Genomic DNA, 17,031 nt, shown 5'->3' on the forward strand with positions numbered 1-17,031 from the left:
TGGCGATGCGGTCAAGGGATTTGCAGCCATGGGTCTTGAAGCATTTTTGCCGGTGGCGCTCGTCATCGGCTACCTCCTCGGCTCGATTCCGTTCGGGCTGGTCCTGACCAGGCTCGCCGGCACGCAAGATATCCGCTCGATCGGCTCCGGCAGCATCGGCGCCACCAACGTGCTGCGCACCGGACGCAAGAGCCTTGCTGCGGGCACCCTCTTGCTCGATGCGCTGAAGGGCACCGTGGCGGTCGTGATCGCCGGCTACATCGCCGGCCCCAATGCTGCGATGGCGGCAGGCCTCGGCGCCTTCCTCGGCCATCTCTTCCCGGTCTGGCTCAAATTCAAGGGCGGCAAGGGTGTTGCGGTCTATATCGGCATCCTGCTCGGCCTGTTCTGGCCGGCCGCGGTGGTGTTCTGCCTGCTCTGGTTGGCGACCGCCTTCACCACGCGCTATTCCTCGCTCTCGGCGCTGGTGGCCTCCTTCATCACGCCGATGTTCCTGTGGTGGTTCGGCCACCTCGCTTTGTCTGCGCTGTTCGCCGTGCTGACGCTGCTGCTGTTCTACGCGCATCGCGAGAACATCAAGCGGCTGCAATCGGGCAAGGAAAGCCGGATCGGCGAGAAGGCCTAGAGCGTTTTCGAGCGAAGTGGATACCGGTTCGCGTCAAGAAAGCGCGTCAAAACAAAATCCAACGCCGGGAAAAAGTACGGATACCGCCGCGCTCCTTCCGCATTATACGCCAAATCCTGTTCGCAACTCGAAAGCCAATCGTGGCCAGAGTGGCGAACGAGTTCCATGCCTGTCATCCTGACAGCGCAAAAGGCGTTACGCGGTTGCTCAGAATGAGCGAGAAGATTGTCGGCGCGCATATCGACGGTGGTTCGCAGGGTGCGGCGCGCACTGCGGCGAGCCGACTGCTGTCCATGACGGACATCTGGTCCGATGCGCCCTCGCCGCCTCCTGTCCCCGAGCCGGCTCCCGTTGCACCGCCACCTGCGCCCGCCCCCGTGGCACAAATTGCCGCGCCCATCGAGGCCGTGACCGCGGCTGCACCTGTCGTGCGCGATCAGGTCCGCCCCGATCAATGGCCACCGCGAAGACTCTCGCTGGCGCTTCAGGGCGGCGGCACCTTTGCCGCCTTCACCTGGGGCGTGCTGGAGCGGCTCCTGGAAGAGCCCGATATCGAGATCGACACCATCAGCGGCGCCAGCGCCGGCGCCGTCAATGCGCTGCTGCTCGCTTGCGGCCTCGCTGAGGGCGGCCGTGAGGCTGCGCGCGCGCGGCTGAACCGGTTCTGGGTCCGCCTGATGCACGAGGCCTCGTTCCGCTCGCTGATGCTGGTCGGCGGCTTTTCGCCGGCGGGAAGCTCGGTCGCGTTCGGGCCGACGCTGCGCTCCGGCCAGTTCGATCCGTTCGATCTCGATCCGCTGCGGCAAGCGCTGTCGCGCGACATCAATTTCGCGGCGCTGCGCGCGGCGAAGTCGCCAAAGCTCCTGATCGCGGCGACGCGGATCCGCGACGGGCAGCAGCAGATCTTTCGCAACGACGCCATCACGACCGACGTCGCGCTGGCCTCCACCTGCCCGCCTTTGGTCCACTGCGCCGTCGAGATCGAGGGCGAAGCCTATTGGGACGGCGGCTTCGGCGGCAATCCGCCATTGCTGAAGCTGGCGCAGGAGACGGCGGCGACCGATATGCTGCTGGTCCAGCTCACCCCGTCCCGCGACAGCTACGTGCCGATCACGCTCGCCGCCATCGACCGCCGGCTCGACCAGATCACCGCAAACGCCGCGCTCAATGCCGAGGTTGCGGCGATCGCATGGGCGCAATCGCACGCCGCATGTTCGCTGCGGCTGTCCAGGATCGCGGCGGAAGACTCCGTTGAAGGCCTGGCGCAGCGTAGCTCGGCCGATCTCGGCCGCGGCTTCATCCGCCTGTTGCACCGGAGCGGCCGCGAGGCGGCCGAGCGATGGCTCGGGCAAGGTGCGATGATCAGTGCAGCTCCGCCTGCATCCGACCAGCGCACCGCTTCCGCAGAACCCGCGCTAGCCTGATTTCGCCAGCGCATCCTCCAGGAACCACGCCGTCGCAAGCGCATGTGCGTCGTTGCCGAAGCGCGCGATCACCTGCACGCCGATCGGCAGGCCACCGACCTTCAGCACCGGCACGTTGACGCAAGGATTGCCCATCAGCGTCCAGAGCCGGTTGTAGCGAGGGTCGCCGGTGCTCGCGAGAGCCTTGGCCGGCGCGGTGCCCGGCGCCGAATAGGTCAAGAGCACGTCGACGCCCTCGAACACTTCGCCAAGCTCGCGGCGGCCACGGCGGCCGATCCGGCGCGCCTCGTCATATTCCTTCGGCGTGAGCCCGACCGTCGCATCGAGACTGGCGCGCAGCATCGGCGCGATCTCGTCGTGATGCTCGGAAAACTCCCAGGCGAGCGCGCGATGCGCCTCGAAATCCTGGATGATGGGATGGATGCGCCAGGCCTCATGCACCGCCTCGGGCAGATCGATGGCCTGAACACTGGCCCCGGCCCGCTCGGCCGCCTTGATCGCGGCTTGCAGGCCCTGCTCGGCCGCCGGCTCGACAGCGCCGGCGAACTCCTGCCTGACCACGCCGATGCGCGGTGCCTTGGCCGGGACGATGCCGGAGAATTCGCTGCGGCCGGTCATCGCCAGCAGTCCGCGCGCGAGATCCTCCGCGCGCGCGCCGAACAGGCCGACCGTGTCGAGCGCCCACGAATAGCACTTCACGCCGACCGTCGGCAGCATGCGGAACGACGGCTTGATCGCGGCCGTCCCGCAATAGGCGGCGGGCCGGATCACCGAGCCGCCGGTCTGGGTGCCCAGCGCCAGCGGGATCATGCCGGCGCCGACCGCCGCCGCCGAGCCCGAGGACGAGCCGCCCGGGGAATGGCCGGTATTGTGCGGATTGAGCGTCGCCGTCGGATCGCGCGAGGCGAACGCCGTGGTGGTGGTCTTGCCGATGATGGTGGCCCCCGCCCGCTTCAGCATCATCACGACAGGCGCGTCGCTGCGCGGCTGCCAGCCGCGATAGATCTCCGAGCCCATCTCGGTCGGCATATTGGCCGTGTCGATGATGTCCTTGATGCCGACGGCGATACCGCGCAGCGGGCCGGAGGCTTGCGCTCTTGCCGACTTGTCGTGGCGGACGAAGGCATGGACCTCCTTCTCCCGCGCCTCGATCGCCGCGTGCGACTGGGCGATGGCTGCGTTAGGCGACAGCTCGCCCGTTTCGATGCGGCGCTGGAGGTCGGCGAGTGAGATCATGGCAATACCCTTCTTATTGGGATCGCTTTTAGCATTGCGCCGAGGTCGCGCAAGCGCACACCCCTGTTGCCCACGCCCTCAGGTTGTTCCATGTTACGCCTGCAAGGAGACGCCGTGGACGCCATCAACCCCAGCGTGGAGCTGACCGAGACCGAGCGGATCGACCGCCTGCGGCTGATCCGCTCCGACAATGTCGGGCCGCGCACCTTCCGCTCGCTGGTCGATCATTTCGGCAGCGCGCGTGCTGCGCTGGAGCGGTTGCCGGATCTGGCACGCCGCGGCGGCGCGGCGCGGTCGGGGCGCATCTGTAGCGCGGACGAGGCCAAGGCCGAGCTCGCCGCCAGCCGCAAATTCGGCATCGCCTGGCTCGCGCCCGGCGAGGACGGCTATCCGGCGCGGCTCTCGACGCTCGACGACGCCCCGCCGCTGCTCGCGGTACGCGGCGACACGACAACCTTGATGCGGCCGATGATCGCGATCGTCGGCTCGCGCAATGCCTCCGGCGCTGGGCTGAAATTTGCTGGTCAGCTCGCGCGTGAGCTTGGCGAAGCCGGCTTCATCATCATCTCAGGGCTCGCCCGCGGCGTCGACCAGGCCGCGCATCGCACCAGCGTCGAGAGCGGCACGATCGCCGTTCTCGCCGGCGGCCATGACTGCATCTATCCGCCCGAGCACGGCGATTTGCTCACGTCGATCCTCGATCACGCGGGCGCGGCGATCTCCGAGATGCCGCTCGGCCACGAGCCGCGCGCCCGCGACTTCCCCCGCCGCAACCGGCTGATCTCGGGCGCCTCGCTCGGCGTGGTCGTGGTGGAGGCCGCCCACCGCTCGGGCTCGCTGATCACCGCGCGCATGGCGGCCGAACAGGGCCGCGAGGTGTTCGCGGTGCCGGGCTCGCCGCTCGATCCGCGCGCCGCCGGCACCAATGATCTGATCAAGCAGGGCGCAACGCTCGTCACCGAAGCTGCCGACGTCATCAACGCTGTCGCACCGATCATGGAGCGGCCGCTGGTGATTCCTGCGCGCGAGCCCGACAGCGGGCCGTTCGAGAGCGATCCGCAGACGCACGACCGCGATCAGATCACCGGCCTGCTCGGCCCCGTGCCGATCGGCCTCGACGACCTCGTGCGGATGTCCGGTGCCTCGCCGGCGATCGTGCGCACCGTGCTGCTGGAGCTCGAGCTCGCCGGCCGGCTCGAACGCCACGGCGGCGGATTGGTGTCGCTGCTTTAGTTCTCGCCGCGCTTGTCGAACCGCGTACGTGCGGCCTCGATCTGCGCCAGATGCTCCATCGCCCACTTGCCGAGCGCCTCCACGGGCCGCGACAGGCCGCGGCCGAGATCGGTCAGCTCATAGTCCACGCGCGGCGGAATGGTCGGGAAGATCGTGCGCGTGACGAGGCCGTCGCGCTCCAGCCCGCGCAACGTCAAGGTCAGCATCCGCTGCGAGATGCCGTTGATCATGCGCTTCAGCTCGTTGAAGCGCTTCGGTCCGTCGCCGAGCATCATGATGACGAACACGCTCCATTTGTCGCCGACGCGGGACAGCACGGAGGCGACCCCGCGGCAGTCCGCATGGTTGGGATCGGGCCTTTGATCCGGCCTTGGCGAAGCAGGCAGATCGATGTGCGCAGGTTTCAAAGATGTGTCCATGGCTCAAAAAAGTGCGTTCTTGCGGGGATTTCGATGGTCACTCATGTAGTGCGGGTTACAAATCTATACCATGGGTGACCTCAATGAAACTCCTCCATATCGACTCCAGCGTGCTCGGCCCCCACTCCGTCAGCCGGCAGGTTTCCGCCGCCATCGTCGACCGTCTCCGCCAGGCGACGCCCTCACTCGAGGTCGTCTATCGCGATCTGACCCAGACCCCGCTCGCCCACCTCTCCGGCTCGCATCTGGCGGCCGCGCAAGGCGCGCCTGCGCCGGCGGAACTCGGACCCGACCTTGCCGCGAGCGCGGCCGTGCTGAACGAGTTCCTCGCTGCCGACGTGGTCGTGATCGGCGCGCCCATGTACAATTTCACCATCCCGAGCCAGCTCAAGGCCTGGATCGACCGCATCCTGGTGGCGGGGAAGACATTTCAATACGGCGCCAATGGACCTCAGGGCCTTGCCGGCGCAAAGCGCGTGATCGTGGCGATCTCGCGCGGCGGCTATTACGGCGCGGACATGCCGACTGCCGCTGGCGAGCATCTCGAAACCTATCTGCGCTGGGTGTTCGGCTTCATCGGCATCACCGATCCCGAGTTCATCTCCGCCGACGGCATCCAGGTCGGGCCGGATCATCGTGAGAAAGCGCTGGCCGGCGCACTTCAGGCGGCCACCAGCCTTCAGGCGGCGTGAGGCTCACGCCGACCGCAACAGCCGCTGCCGGATTCCGGCGGCGGCTGACAGATCGCACCGGCTAAAACCAGGCGCCCTGCATGCCCAGGATGACGGCCACGAGCGAAACGAACAGGCCGATGCCGGAGAAAACAGCCACCCCGATGAGCTCCGATTTGTCGGAGCGTCTGGCGGGAATGGCGGAGCGTTCGGTGAAAATGCGCGGTGTTGAAATCGACGAAAAAATACGAGCTGCCTTTGGCATGACGGGCTCCCTGAAAATGAGTCTTATGACCCCCTGCCCGTAAAAGGGTCTTGGCAGCTTGCGGCAAGGTTCAACCTGATCACGCAAGGTTCAGAAAATACATCCCGCGGGACGAGGGAACCGGCCGGCGCAACCGATGTGGCCGCGCCGACCGATTCAATTTGCACTTGATTTGATCAGCCACGATAGATCGGTGCGCCGCTCGGAGCGGCGACCGCGCCGCCATCGACGAAGATCTCCTGGCCTTGAATATGCGCGGAATCATCGGAGGCGAGGAACAGCACCGTCTTCGAGATGTGATCGGGTTCACCAATGCGGCCGAGCGGCGTCGACAGCGCGATGCGCTTCTCGAACGCCTTCTCGGCTTCAGGCGTTGCGATCGCAGCGCCCCAGATCGGCGTGCGGATCGCGCCCGGCGCGACGACGTTGACGCGGATGCCGCGCGGCGACAGCTCCGAGGCCATGATCCGCGCCATCGCCCGCACGCCGGCCTTCGCCGCGCCGTAAGCCGAATAGCCGGGAATGCCGAGCACCGAGATCACCGAGCCGTTGAGGATGATCGAGGCATTGTCGTTCAGATGAGGCAGCGCCGACTGAACCGTGAAGAACACGCCGGTGAGGTTCGTGCTGATCACCTTCTCAAAGACCTCCAGCGTCGCCGCACCGAGCGGCGTGCTGCCGGGAATACCGGCATTGGCGAACACGATGTCGAACTTGCCGAACTTCTCGGCGCCCTGCCTGATTGCAGCTTCGGTGGCCGCGATGTCGGTGGCATCGGCGACGACGGCAAGCGCGTTCGGGCCGAGCTCTTTCGCGGCAGCCGCCAGCGTTTCCTTGTTGCGCCCGGTGATCACCACCTTGGCACCCTCGGCCACGAACAGCTTTGCAGTCGCAAGGCCGATGCCGCCGTTGCCGCCCGTAATCAATGCCGTCTTGTTCTTCAGTCTCACGTTCGCCTCCAGTGGTTTCATAATGAAACTACGTTGCCATCTAGGGCATTTGGTTTTATGATGCAACCACACAAGCGCGTGATCGCCTCCGGAATCGGGCGAACGCGAAAGGACCAGGACGATGGTGAAACGAACCAGCTTCGAGGGCGATACCTGCCCGATCGCACGCTCGCTGGAGGCGATCGGCGACTGGTGGTCGCTCTTGATTATCCGCGAGGCGCTGTTCGGCCTGCGCCGCTTCGGCGAGTTTCAGAGCAAGCTCGGCATGGCGAAGAACATTCTGGCCGCGCGGCTGCGCGCGCTGGTCGATCACGACATTCTGGAGACCGCCCCCGCCTCCGACGGCAGCGCCTATTCTGAATATTTGCTGACGCTGAAGGGCCGCGGCACCTTCCCGATCCTGGTCGCGCTGCGGCAATGGAGCGAGGAATTCGACGACCACCCCGAGCAGATCGCGACCATCCTGGTCGATCGCGAGAAAGGCCGCCCGGTGCGCAAGCTGGAGCTGCGCGCGGAGGACGGGCGCCTGCTCAGCCAGGCGGACACGACAGTGAAGCCGCGACCGGCGCTGCGGCGGCGCGCAACAGGATGACATCGCGTACGATCTCTCCTCATGGTCGTCCCGGCGAAGGCCGGGACCCATAACCACAGGGAGCGGTTAGGCGAAGACTCGTGGTTCGGAATTGGCCCCCCGCTCAGATCGATAGACCTCGCGGTATGGGTCCCGGCCTTCGCCGGGACGACATGAGAACCTCACGACAGCTTGCGCTTGGTGCGCAGCCGCAGATGCTCGTCGGCCTCCAGCTGCGTCATGCCTAAGAGATAATGCAGCACGTCGAGCCTGTGGCGCTCGGCGAGCTTGCGCAACACCGCCACCTGCTCGGCGATGAAGGCAACCGCCTCATCGGCCCCGCCTTCCCCCGGTTCCTCGTGGCGCGAGCCTTCCCGCGCGCCTGATGCGGCGCGCGCCCGTTTCTTTCCTGGCCTAGTCACCAGACCCCACCCCGAATCCATGCCCCACGGGAACATTACGCCCACATCGACCGCAACTCCAAGGTGGTATTTTGCAACTTTCTCGATATGAAACTTTTCCCATCGCGGCGGCTTTCTACACCCCTCGATTTGACAGCGACGGCCTCACCACCCATGTTCGGTTCGAAACGGCCGACCCGAATCTCGTCGAATTCGGCCTAGAATTTCCCCATAAGTTACTGGAACTACATGAATATCGTCATTGTGGAGTCGCCGGCGAAAGCCAAGACGATCAACAAGTATTTGGGCTCGTCCTATGAGGTTCTGGCCTCGTTCGGCCATGTCCGCGACCTCCCGGCGAAGAACGGTTCCGTCGATCCGGACGCCAATTTCAAGATGATCTGGGAGGTCGACCCCAAGGCGGCCGGCCGGCTCAACGATATCGCCAAGTCTCTGAAGAACGCCGACCGCCTGATTCTCGCCACCGACCCTGATCGCGAGGGCGAGGCCATCTCCTGGCACGTGCTGGAGGTGTTGAAGGAAAAGCGCGCTCTCAAGGATCAGAAGATCGAGCGCGTGGTGTTCAACGCCATCACCAAGCAGGCCGTCACCGACGCGATGAAGCATCCGCGCCAGATCGACGGCGCGCTGGTCGACGCCTATATGGCGCGCCGCGCGCTGGACTATCTGGTCGGCTTCACCCTCTCCCCCGTGCTGTGGCGCAAGCTGCCGGGCGCCCGCTCGGCCGGCCGCGTGCAGTCGGTGGCGCTGCGCCTCGTCTGCGACCGCGAGCTCGAGATCGAGAAGTTCGTCGCCCGCGAATACTGGTCGCTGGTCGCGACCCTGCTCACCCCGCGCGGCGATGCGTTCGAGGCGCGTCTCGTCGGCGCCGACGGCAAGAAGATCCAGCGCCTCGACATCGGCACCGGCGCGGAAGCCGAAAACTTCAAGAAGGCGCTGGAAGCCGCCGCCTACGCGGTCACCGCGGTCGATGCAAAACCCGCCCGACGCAATCCGCAGGCCCCCTTCACCACCTCCACGCTGCAGCAGGAAGCCAGCCGCAAATACGGCTTTGCGCCCGCGCACACGATGCGCATCGCCCAGCGCCTCTATGAAGGCATCGACATCGGCGGCGAGACCACCGGACTCATTACTTATATGCGTACCGACGGCGTGCAGATCGATCCGTCCGCGATCACCCAGGCGCGCAAGGTGATCGGCGAGGATTACGGCAACGCCTACGTGCCGGAGGCCCCGCGCCAGTACCAGGCCAAGGCCAAGAACGCCCAGGAAGCGCACGAAGCGATCCGCCCGACCGACATGTCCCGCCGCCCGGACAGCATGAGCCGCAAGCTCGATTCCGATCAGGCGCGGCTCTACGAGCTGATCTGGAAGCGCACCATCGCGAGCCAGATGGAAGCGGCCGAGCTCGAGCGCACCACCGTCGACATCACGGCGAAGGCCGGCGGCCGTACGCTGGAGCTGCGCGCCACCGGCCAGGTCGTCAAGTTCGACGGCTTCCTCGCGCTCTACCAGGAAGGCCGCGACGACGAGGAAGACGAGGATTCCCGCCGCCTGCCCGCGATGAGCGCCGGCGACGGCCTGAAGCGGCAGTCGCTCGCCGTCACCCAGCACTTCACCGAGCCGCCGCCGCGCTTCTCCGAGGCCTCGCTGGTCAAGCGCATGGAGGAGCTCGGCATCGGCCGGCCCTCGACCTATGCCTCGATCCTCCAGGTCCTGAAGGACCGCGGCTACGTCAAGCTGGAGAAGAAGCGCCTGCACGGCGAGGACAAGGGCCGCGTCGTGGTCGCGTTCCTCGAAAGCTTCTTCAGCCGCTACGTCGAATACGACTTCACCGCCAACCTGGAAGAGCAGCTCGATCGCATCTCCAACAACGAGATCTCCTGGCAGCAGGTGCTGAAGGATTTCTGGAACGGCTTCATCGGCGCCGTCGACGAGATCAAGGATTTGCGCGTGGCGCAGGTGCTGGACGTGCTCGACGACATGCTCGGACAACACATCTATCCGCCCCGCGCCGACGGCGGCGACATCAGGCAGTGCCCGAGCTGCGGCAACGGCCGGCTCAATCTCAAGGCCGGCAAGTTCGGCGCCTTCGTCGGCTGCTCGAACTATCCGGAGTGCCGCTACACCCGTCAGCTCGCCGCCGACAGCGAGGCGACGGCCGACCGTTCGCTCGGCCAGGATCCCGACACCGGTCGCGACGTCTGGGTCAAGGCTGGCCGCTTCGGCCCGTACATCCAGCTCGGCGAGCAGAAGGATTATGAGGAAGGCGAGAAGCCGAAGCGCGCGGGCATCCCGAAGGGCACCTCGCCCGGCGACGTCGAGCTCGAGCTTGCGCTGAAGCTGTTGTCGCTGCCGCGCGAGATCGGCAAGCATCCGGAGACCGGTCAGCCGATCACCGCCGGCCTCGGCCGCTTCGGGCCGTTCGTGAAGCACGAGAAGACCTATGCCAGCCTCGAGGCCGGCGACGAGGTCTTCGACATCGGCCTCAACCGCGCCGTGACGCTGATCGCGGAAAAGGTCGCCAAGGGCCCGAGCCGCCGCTTCGGCGCCGACCCCGGCAAGGCGATCGGCGATCATCCGACGCTCGGCACCGTCACCGTGAAGAGCGGCCGTTACGGCGCCATATGTCACCGCCGGCGGCGTCAACGCGACGATCCCGGCCGAGTTCGAAAAGGACACCGTCACGCTGCCGCAGGCGATCGCACTGATTGACGAGCGCGCGGCCAAGGGTGGCGGCAAGACCAAGGCGAAGAAGGCGGCGAAGCCGGCCAAGGCCAAGAAGGCTGCGGCGAAGGCCGCCGGCGGCGATGACGCCGCGCCCAAACCCAAGAAACCGGCCGCGAAGAAAGCCGCAACCAAATCCGAATCCACCAGCAAGGCGCGCGCCGCCGTGTCGTCGACTGCAAAGACGTCGCCGACCAAGGCCGCCGCCACCAAGAATCCTGCAAACACTCCGGCCAAGAAGAGTGCCGGCAAGAATTAGAGGTTAAGTGAAACGCAAGAATGACCGTGGCTTTCCCGACAGGCAAGCCATCGTCGCCTTCATCAAGGCAAATCAGGGAAACGTCGGCACCCGCGAAATTGCGCGCGAGTTCGGCCTGAAGAACGCCGATCGCGTCGAGCTCAAGCGCATGCTGCGCGAGCTCGCCGACGACGGGACCATCAAGAAGAAGCGCCACAAGGTCTCGGAACCGGACACCCTGCCGTCGACGCTGGTCGCCGACATCACCGGCCGCGACTCCGATGGCGAGCTGATCGCCTCCCCCACCGAATGGGACGAGGTCGAAAGCGGCGAACCGCCAAAAATCCTCATCGTCATGCCGCGCCGGCCGAAGCCCGGCACCGCCGCCGGCGTCGGCGACCGCGCCCTGCTGCGCGTCGAGCGCATCGACGAGACCGAAGGCCCGGCCTATCGCGGCCACATCATCAAGGTCTTCGACAAGGCCAAGAGCCGCATCCTCGGCGTGTTCCGCAGTCTGCCCGAAGGCGGCGGACGGCTCGTTCCCGTCGACAAGAAATCTGCCGACCGCGAGCTGAACATTGCCGCGGCCGACACGCAGGGCGCCCAGGACGGCGACCTCGTCAGCGTCGACATCGTCCGCTCACGCGCCTTTGGCCTCGCCTCAGGCCGCGTGAAGGAGAAGCTCGGCTCGGTCAAGTCGGAGAAGGCGATCAGCCTGATCGCGATCTACGCGCACGACATTCCCCTGCAATTCCGCCCCGCGGCAGAGCGTGAAGCCGAAGCGGCGGAGCCGGCGAACCTGAAGGGGCGCGAGGACTGGCGCGACGTCCCGCTCGTCACCATCGATCCGCCCGATGCGAAAGATCATGACGACGCGGTCCATGCGCAGGCCGACGACGATCCCAACAACAAGGGCGGCTTCATCGTCAACGTCGCCATTGCCGACGTGAGCTTCTACGTGCGGCCGGGCACCGCGCTCGACCGCGATGCGCTCGACCGCGGCAACTCGGTCTATTTCCCCGACCGCGTCGTGCCGATGCTGCCGGAGCGCATCTCCAACAATCTCTGCTCGCTGGTGCCGGGCGAGCCGCGCGGCGCGCTGGCGGTGCGCATGGTGATCGGCCCGGACGGCCGCAAGCGCTCGCATACGTTCCACCGCATCCTGATGCGCTCGGCGGCGAAGCTGAACTACGCACAGGCGCAGGCCGCGATCGACGGCCGGCCTGACGACACCACCGGCCCCCTGCTCGATCCGATCCTGAGGCCGCTCTACACCGCCTATGCCTGCGTCAAGCGCGCAAGAGACGAGCGCGATCCGCTCAATCTCGATCTGCCCGAGCGCAAGATCCTCTTGAAGAGCGATGGCACGGTCGATCGCGTCATCGTTCCCGAGCGTCTCGATGCGCACAAGCTGATCGAGGAGTTCATGATCCTCGCCAACGTCGCTGCCGCGGAAATGCTCGAGAAGAAGTCGCTGCCGCTGATCTACCGCGTGCACGACGAGCCGACGCTGGAGAAGGTCCACGCGCTCGCGGAGTTTCTGGAGACGCTCGACGTTCCCTTCGCCAAATCAGGCGCGCTGCGCCCGGCCCTGTTCAACCGCGTGCTGGCCCAGCTCGAGGGCCACGACCACTTCCCGCTGGTGAGCGAAGTCGTGCTCCGCGCCCAGGCGCAGGCCGAATATTCCGCTGAGAATTACGGTCATTTCGGCCTGAACCTGCGCCGCTACGCGCATTTCACCTCGCCGATCCGCCGCTATGCCGACCTCGTCGTGCACCGCGCGCTGGTCCGCGCGCTCGGCCTTGGCGAAGGTGCGCTGCCCGACACCGAGACACCGGAAACGCTCGGCGAGGTCGCAGCCCACATCTCGGTGACCGAGCGGCGCGCGATGAAGGCGGAGCGCGAGACCGTGGACCGGCTGATCGCGCACCATCTCGCCGACCGCATCGGCTCCAGCTTCCAGGGCCGCGTTTCCGGCGTCACGCGCGCCGGCCTGTTCGTCAAGCTGAGCGAGACCGGCGCCGACGGCCTGATCCCGATCCGATCCCTTGGCACGGAATATTTCAACTATGACGAGAGCCGCCATGCCCTCGTCGGCACGCGCAGCGGCGCCATGCATCAGCTGGGTGACGTGGTCGACGTCCGTCTGATAGAAGCAGCTCCGATCGCGGGCGCGCTGCGCTTCGAGCTGCTGTCGTCAAGCGGCGAGACCGCGCCGCAGGGCCGCAGGGCATCCGGTCGGCAACGCCGCCCCTCGTTCAAGGCGCATCCCGGACGCAGTCCGGCGAAGAAGCACAAGCCGGCGAAGCCGAAGAAGCCCGGCAAGGGCAAGAAGAACAAGGGCAAAGGCCAGAAGGGCAAGGCATGGTGACGATGAGCACGGCCCCGAAAATCTGGACGCGCGAGACCGGCCTCGTCGAGAAGCGCGATGTCTGGACGGCAATGAAGCGCGGCTTTCGCGGCCGCTGCCCGCGTTGCGGCGAAGGAAAACTGTTCCGCGCCTTCCTGAAGACCGCTGATCATTGCTCGGCGTGCGGCCTCGACTTCACGCCGCATCGCGCCGACGATTTGCCCGCCTATCTCGTCATCGTCATCGTCGGCCACATCGTGGTGCCCGGCATCCTCTGGATCGAGACCAACTACACGACGCCGGTCTGGCTCAGCTTCGCGGCCTACCTGCCCTTCACGTTCTTCGCCTCGCTCGCGCTGCTCCAGCCGGTCAAGGGCGCCGTGGTCGGATTGCAATGGGCTCTGCGCATGCACGGCTTTGACGACAACCCTCCGGATGGTATTCCGCCGGTGTAAGCAATAAGCAAGAAGCGGTTTGGGTGAGGACATGACGGACACGTTGCAGGCAGCCGAGAAGGCAAAGATCCACGAGGGCAAGGAAGCCGACCATCATCCCTATTTCCGCCCGAAGGATGCGGCGACACTGATCCTGGTCGATCGCAGCGGCGCCGTTCCGAAAGTCCTGGTCGGCAAGCGCCACGACAAGGTGGTGTTCATGCCCGGCAAGTTCGTCTTCCCCGGCGGCCGCGTCGACAAGGCCGACTACCGTGTGCCGTGTGCGGCCCCCATCACCTCCGAGCTGGAAGCCAACCTCGCCAAGGGCAGCCCGAAGACGCCGGCCTCACGCGCAAAATCGCTGGCGATCGCCGCGATCCGCGAGGCCTGCGAGGAGACCGGCCTCTGCCTCGGGCGCAAGGCCGAGGGGAAAGCGCCCAAGCTCGACAGCGCCTGGAAGCCGTTTGCGGATGCGGGCCTGCTGCCCGACCCCTCAGGCCTGTTCCTGATCGCGCGCGCCATCACCCCGCCCGGTCGCGTCAAGCGGTTCGACACGCGCTTCTTCACCGCGGATGCCTCCGCGATCACCCATCGCGTCGAGGGCGTGATCCATGCGGATGCGGAGCTGGTCGAGCTGGTCTGGGTCGAACTCGGCTCGAAGCCGCTCGCCGATCTGCATCCGATGACGCGCAACGTGCTCAACGAGCTCGACACGCGCCTTGCCACCGGCCCGCTCCGCCACGACGCGCCGGTGCCGTTCTTCCATTTCTACGGCGGCAAGATGCAGAAGGATATTTTGAGCTGACTGCTCACCTCTCCCGTAGGGAGAAATGAACCGGGCTAAGCCGATCGAGTATTCTTATCATGCGTCGTCGCTATCCGGCTCGGTGCCGACATAGTCGCGCGCCGGCAGCTTGAGGACGCGGCCGATCTCGCCCGCGAGCTTGTCCGCCTCCTCGCGCCTGGTGAAGCTCATCAGGTTGATCGGCTCGGTGCCCTTGTTGCCGCAGAGATTGACGTCATAGGTCGTCAGATCCGCATCGTAGTCGTCGGTGATGCTGATGAAATGATAGTCGGCGAGATTGCGATGCCTGCGAATGTTCAGCGGGCCGAACTGGCTGGTGATGACGATCTGGCGCAGCGTCTCGTTGAGCACGACGAAATAGCGGAAGGTGAGCAGGATCAGGCCGGGGATGCCGACGAGCAGCCCGAGGCCGGTGAACACCAGCACCGGCACGAGATCATCGGCGAGCCGGCCGAAGCCGGAGAAATCCTGGCGCAGGCCGAGCGCGACATTCCACAGCAGATAACCGCTGGCCGCCAGTAGCGGCAACGACAGCAGCCGGCCAACCCAGGGCATCGCCCGGTCGATACGGACCATGCCGCCATCCACTGTCATCGCGCCTGCCATTGATGGTCTCCTCACGAGGTCATGGCTTTGGTCGGAGCGAGCAGCGGATTGGTTCGATGGGCGGCCCACTCCCTCACCGCCATTCCGGGGCTGGCCGCTGACGCGGCGCCCCGGAATGACGGGATTGTGCTGAGTGGATCGCGAAATACGAAAAATTCTTCCCGCCTCCCCCAATGGCGGAGTTGCCACTCATGCCTATGTCTTTCCCCAACGACACCCAGAACGGATACGGGGCGATGGCACAACGGCAACTCAAGCTTGGCGCGTTCATGCGCCCGATCAGCATCCACACCGGCGCCTGGCGCTATCCGGGGGCCTGGCCGGACGCCAATTTCAATTTCGGCCACATCAAGACGCTGATCAGGAAGCTCGAGGCCGGCAAGTTCGACGCCTTCTTCATGGCCGATCACCTCGCCGTGCTGAACATGCCGATCAACGCGCTCAAGCGCAGCCACACCGTGACGTCGTTCGAGCCGTTCACGCTGCTGTCGGCGCTCTCGGCCGTCACCGAGCGGATCGGCCTGATCGCGACCGGCTCGACCACCTTTGACGAGCCCTATCACGTCGCGCGCCGCTTCGCCTCGCTCGACCATCTCAGCGGCGGCCGCGCGGGCTGGAACATCGTCACCACCTCGAACCCGGACGCCGCGCTGAATTTCGGGCTCGAAGATCACATGGAGCACGCCGAGCGCTACAAGCGCGCCCGCGAGTTCTACGACGTCGTCACCGGCCTGTGGGATTCCTTCGCCGACGATGCCTTCGTGCGCGATGTCGAGAGCGGGCTGTTCTTCGAGCCCTCGAAGATGCACACGCTCGACCACAACGGCAAATACCTGAAGGTGCGCGGCCCCCTCAACATCGCCCGCCCGGTGCAGGGCTGGCCGGTGATCGTGCAGGCCGGTGCCTCCGAAGACGGCAGGCAGCTTGCGGCCGAGACGGCGGAGGCCGTGTTCACCGGCGGCGGCAGCCTCGCCGACGGGCAAAAGCTCTACGCCGATATCAAGGGCCGCATGGCGAAGGTCGGCCGCGACCCTGAACATCTCAAGATCCTGCCCGGCGCCTTCGTCGTGGTCGGCGACAGCGTCGATGAAGCCAAGGAGAAGCGCGCGCTGCTCGACAGCCGCGTGCATTACGACAGCGCCATCGCCTCGCTCTCCGTCATCCTCGGCACCGATGCGTCGGGCTTCGACCCGGACGGGCCTCTGCCGGAGATCCCCGAGACCAACGCCAGCAAGAGCGGCAGGCAGCGCATGGTGGACCTCGCCGCCCGCGAAAAGCTCACCGTCCGCCAGCTCGCCCAGCGCGTCGGCGGCTATGGCGGGCTGGCCTTTGTCGGAACGCCTAAGACCATCGCCGACCAGATGGAGGAATGGCTGGTCGGGCGCGGCTCCGACGGCTTCAACATCATGTTCCCGTTCCTGCCCGCCGGCCTCGACGATTTCGTCGACAAGGTGGTCCCGGAGCTCCAGCGGCGCGGGATTTTCCGCAAAGAGTATGAAGGGGCCACTTTGAGGGAGAATCTGGGCCTGCCGCGGCCGAAAAACCGTTTCTTCGAGGCGTAATGGGCCCGATTTGGGTGGTTTTCAGGGTGTAAAACCTTGACATCAGGCGGTTTCTGGCTAGGTTGCCGGCCAACGCGGGCCGTTTGGCCGGCTCCAGATTCCCTTCATTTCTGAGGTTCTGAACATGGCCAAAGCGGTCACCATCAAGGTCAAGCTCGTGTCCTCGGCCGACACCGGCTTCTACTACGTCGCCAAGAAGAATTCGCGCACCATGACCGACAAGCTGGTCAAGAAGAAGTACGACCCGGTCGCGCGCAAGCACGTCGAATTCCGCGAAGCCAAGATCAAGTAAGAAGATCAAGTAAGATCGCGGGATACGCTACGGACTTTTGACGGGGCCTCATGGCCCCGTTTTTATTTTGTCTGTCGTGTCCCGGGCGCGCGGCAACGCGCGGGCGCTGTGGCGCTGGGTCCGGAGCGCGAGACTGAAGCTGACGCGCTACTCCTTCTCCACGCCGTCATTGCGAGGAGCTCGCGACAAAATTGCGGAGCA

The 17,031-nt window shown here is 65.9% G+C and carries 16 protein-coding genes and 1 pseudogene; 11 read left to right on the top strand and 6 right to left on the bottom strand.

Translation table 11 applies throughout. From position 1 onward, the window contains the following. Positions 1-28 precede the first annotated feature (28 nt). Together plsY and BJA_RS25710 are read left to right on the top strand one after the other, a co-directional pair. Positions 29-625 (top strand): glycerol-3-phosphate 1-O-acyltransferase PlsY, encoded by a 597-nt coding sequence (gene plsY, locus BJA_RS25705; RefSeq protein WP_011087861.1) that lies wholly within the window; start codon positions 29-31, stop codon positions 623-625. A 212-nt stretch (positions 626-837) separates the two neighbouring features. Further along, positions 838-2,049: a patatin-like phospholipase family protein gene (locus tag BJA_RS25710; protein ID WP_038966362.1), complete on the top strand. Its 1,212-nt coding sequence runs from the start codon at positions 838-840 to the stop codon at positions 2,047-2,049. Here BJA_RS25710 and BJA_RS25715 read toward each other — a convergent pair. Then, a complete protein-coding gene (locus BJA_RS25715; protein WP_011087863.1) occupies positions 2,041-3,285 on the bottom strand; it encodes an amidase in 1,245 nt (414 codons plus the stop codon). The genes BJA_RS25710 and BJA_RS25715 overlap by 9 nt on opposite strands. 90 nt (positions 3,286-3,375) lie before the next feature. Here BJA_RS25715 and dprA point away from each other — a divergent pair, with 90 nt between their 5' ends. Beyond that, entirely contained in the window at positions 3,376-4,518 is a 1,143-nt protein-coding gene (gene dprA, locus BJA_RS25720) for a DNA-processing protein DprA (RefSeq protein ID WP_011087864.1), read from the top strand. Here the strand turns inward: dprA and BJA_RS25725 are convergent. Continuing rightward, on the bottom strand, positions 4,515-4,937 hold the full coding sequence (locus BJA_RS25725) for a winged helix-turn-helix transcriptional regulator (RefSeq protein ID WP_011087865.1): 423 nt from the start codon (positions 4,935-4,937) through the stop codon (positions 4,515-4,517). The two genes, dprA and BJA_RS25725, sit on opposite strands and share 4 nt — an antisense overlap. Positions 4,938-5,020: 83 nt before the next feature. Here BJA_RS25725 and BJA_RS25730 point away from each other — a divergent pair, with 83 nt between their 5' ends. Then, a complete protein-coding gene (locus tag BJA_RS25730; protein WP_011087866.1) occupies positions 5,021-5,629 on the top strand; it encodes an FMN-dependent NADH-azoreductase in 609 nt (202 codons plus the stop codon). A 61-nt stretch (positions 5,630-5,690) separates the two neighbouring features. On the opposite strand, the gene BJA_RS25735 is transcribed toward BJA_RS25730, so the two are convergent. Both BJA_RS25735 and BJA_RS25740 read right to left on the bottom strand, forming a co-directional pair. Next, positions 5,691-5,873, bottom strand: a complete 183-nt coding sequence (locus BJA_RS25735; RefSeq protein ID WP_011087867.1) for a hypothetical protein — start codon at positions 5,871-5,873, stop codon at positions 5,691-5,693. 176 nt (positions 5,874-6,049) lie between these two features. After that, a complete protein-coding gene (locus tag BJA_RS25740) occupies positions 6,050-6,823 on the bottom strand; it encodes an SDR family oxidoreductase (protein WP_038966372.1) in 774 nt (257 codons plus the stop codon). Positions 6,824-6,944: 121 nt separating this feature from the next. Here BJA_RS25740 and BJA_RS25745 point away from each other — a divergent pair, with 121 nt between their 5' ends. Next, positions 6,945-7,415, top strand: a complete 471-nt coding sequence (locus BJA_RS25745) for a winged helix-turn-helix transcriptional regulator (protein WP_011087869.1) — start codon at positions 6,945-6,947, stop codon at positions 7,413-7,415. A 161-nt stretch (positions 7,416-7,576) separates the two neighbouring features. On the opposite strand, the gene BJA_RS25750 is transcribed toward BJA_RS25745, so the two are convergent. Continuing rightward, positions 7,577-7,816: a hypothetical protein gene (locus tag BJA_RS25750; protein WP_028171576.1), complete on the bottom strand. Its 240-nt coding sequence runs from the start codon at positions 7,814-7,816 to the stop codon at positions 7,577-7,579. 228 nt (positions 7,817-8,044) lie between these two features. Here BJA_RS25750 and topA point away from each other — a divergent pair. From topA to BJA_RS25770, 4 genes and pseudogenes are all read left to right on the top strand, one after another. Then, positions 8,045-10,802: pseudogene (gene topA / locus BJA_RS25755) on the top strand (type I DNA topoisomerase). 7 nt (positions 10,803-10,809) lie between these two features. Next, a complete protein-coding gene (gene rnr, locus BJA_RS25760; protein WP_011087872.1) occupies positions 10,810-13,152 on the top strand; it encodes a ribonuclease R in 2,343 nt (780 codons plus the stop codon). Continuing rightward, entirely contained in the window at positions 13,146-13,586 is a 441-nt protein-coding gene (locus tag BJA_RS25765; protein ID WP_011087873.1) for a DUF983 domain-containing protein, read from the top strand. The genes rnr and BJA_RS25765 overlap by 7 nt, the downstream gene beginning before the upstream one ends. Before the next feature lie 31 nt (positions 13,587-13,617). Then, entirely contained in the window at positions 13,618-14,370 is a 753-nt protein-coding gene (locus BJA_RS25770; protein WP_011087874.1) for an NUDIX hydrolase, read from the top strand. Positions 14,371-14,427: 57 nt separating this feature from the next. On the opposite strand, the gene BJA_RS25775 is transcribed toward BJA_RS25770, so the two are convergent. Then, positions 14,428-14,976 (bottom strand): hypothetical protein, encoded by a 549-nt coding sequence (locus BJA_RS25775; RefSeq protein ID WP_038966364.1) that lies wholly within the window; start codon positions 14,974-14,976, stop codon positions 14,428-14,430. A gap of 236 nt (positions 14,977-15,212) precedes the next feature. Here BJA_RS25775 and BJA_RS25780 point away from each other — a divergent pair, with 236 nt between their 5' ends. Both BJA_RS25780 and rpmG read left to right on the top strand, forming a co-directional pair. Further along, positions 15,213-16,538 (top strand): LLM class flavin-dependent oxidoreductase, encoded by a 1,326-nt coding sequence (locus BJA_RS25780; protein WP_011087876.1) that lies wholly within the window; start codon positions 15,213-15,215, stop codon positions 16,536-16,538. 124 nt (positions 16,539-16,662) lie between these two features. Continuing rightward, complete coding sequence (rpmG, locus tag BJA_RS25785) at positions 16,663-16,830, top strand: 50S ribosomal protein L33 (RefSeq protein ID WP_007603295.1); 168 nt, start codon at positions 16,663-16,665, stop codon at positions 16,828-16,830. Positions 16,831-17,031: the final 201 nt, after the last annotated feature.

Origin of the sequence: Bradyrhizobium diazoefficiens USDA 110 (genome assembly GCF_000011365.1) — a bacterium.
Taxonomy (GTDB): Bacteria; Pseudomonadota; Alphaproteobacteria; order Rhizobiales; family Xanthobacteraceae; genus Bradyrhizobium; species Bradyrhizobium diazoefficiens.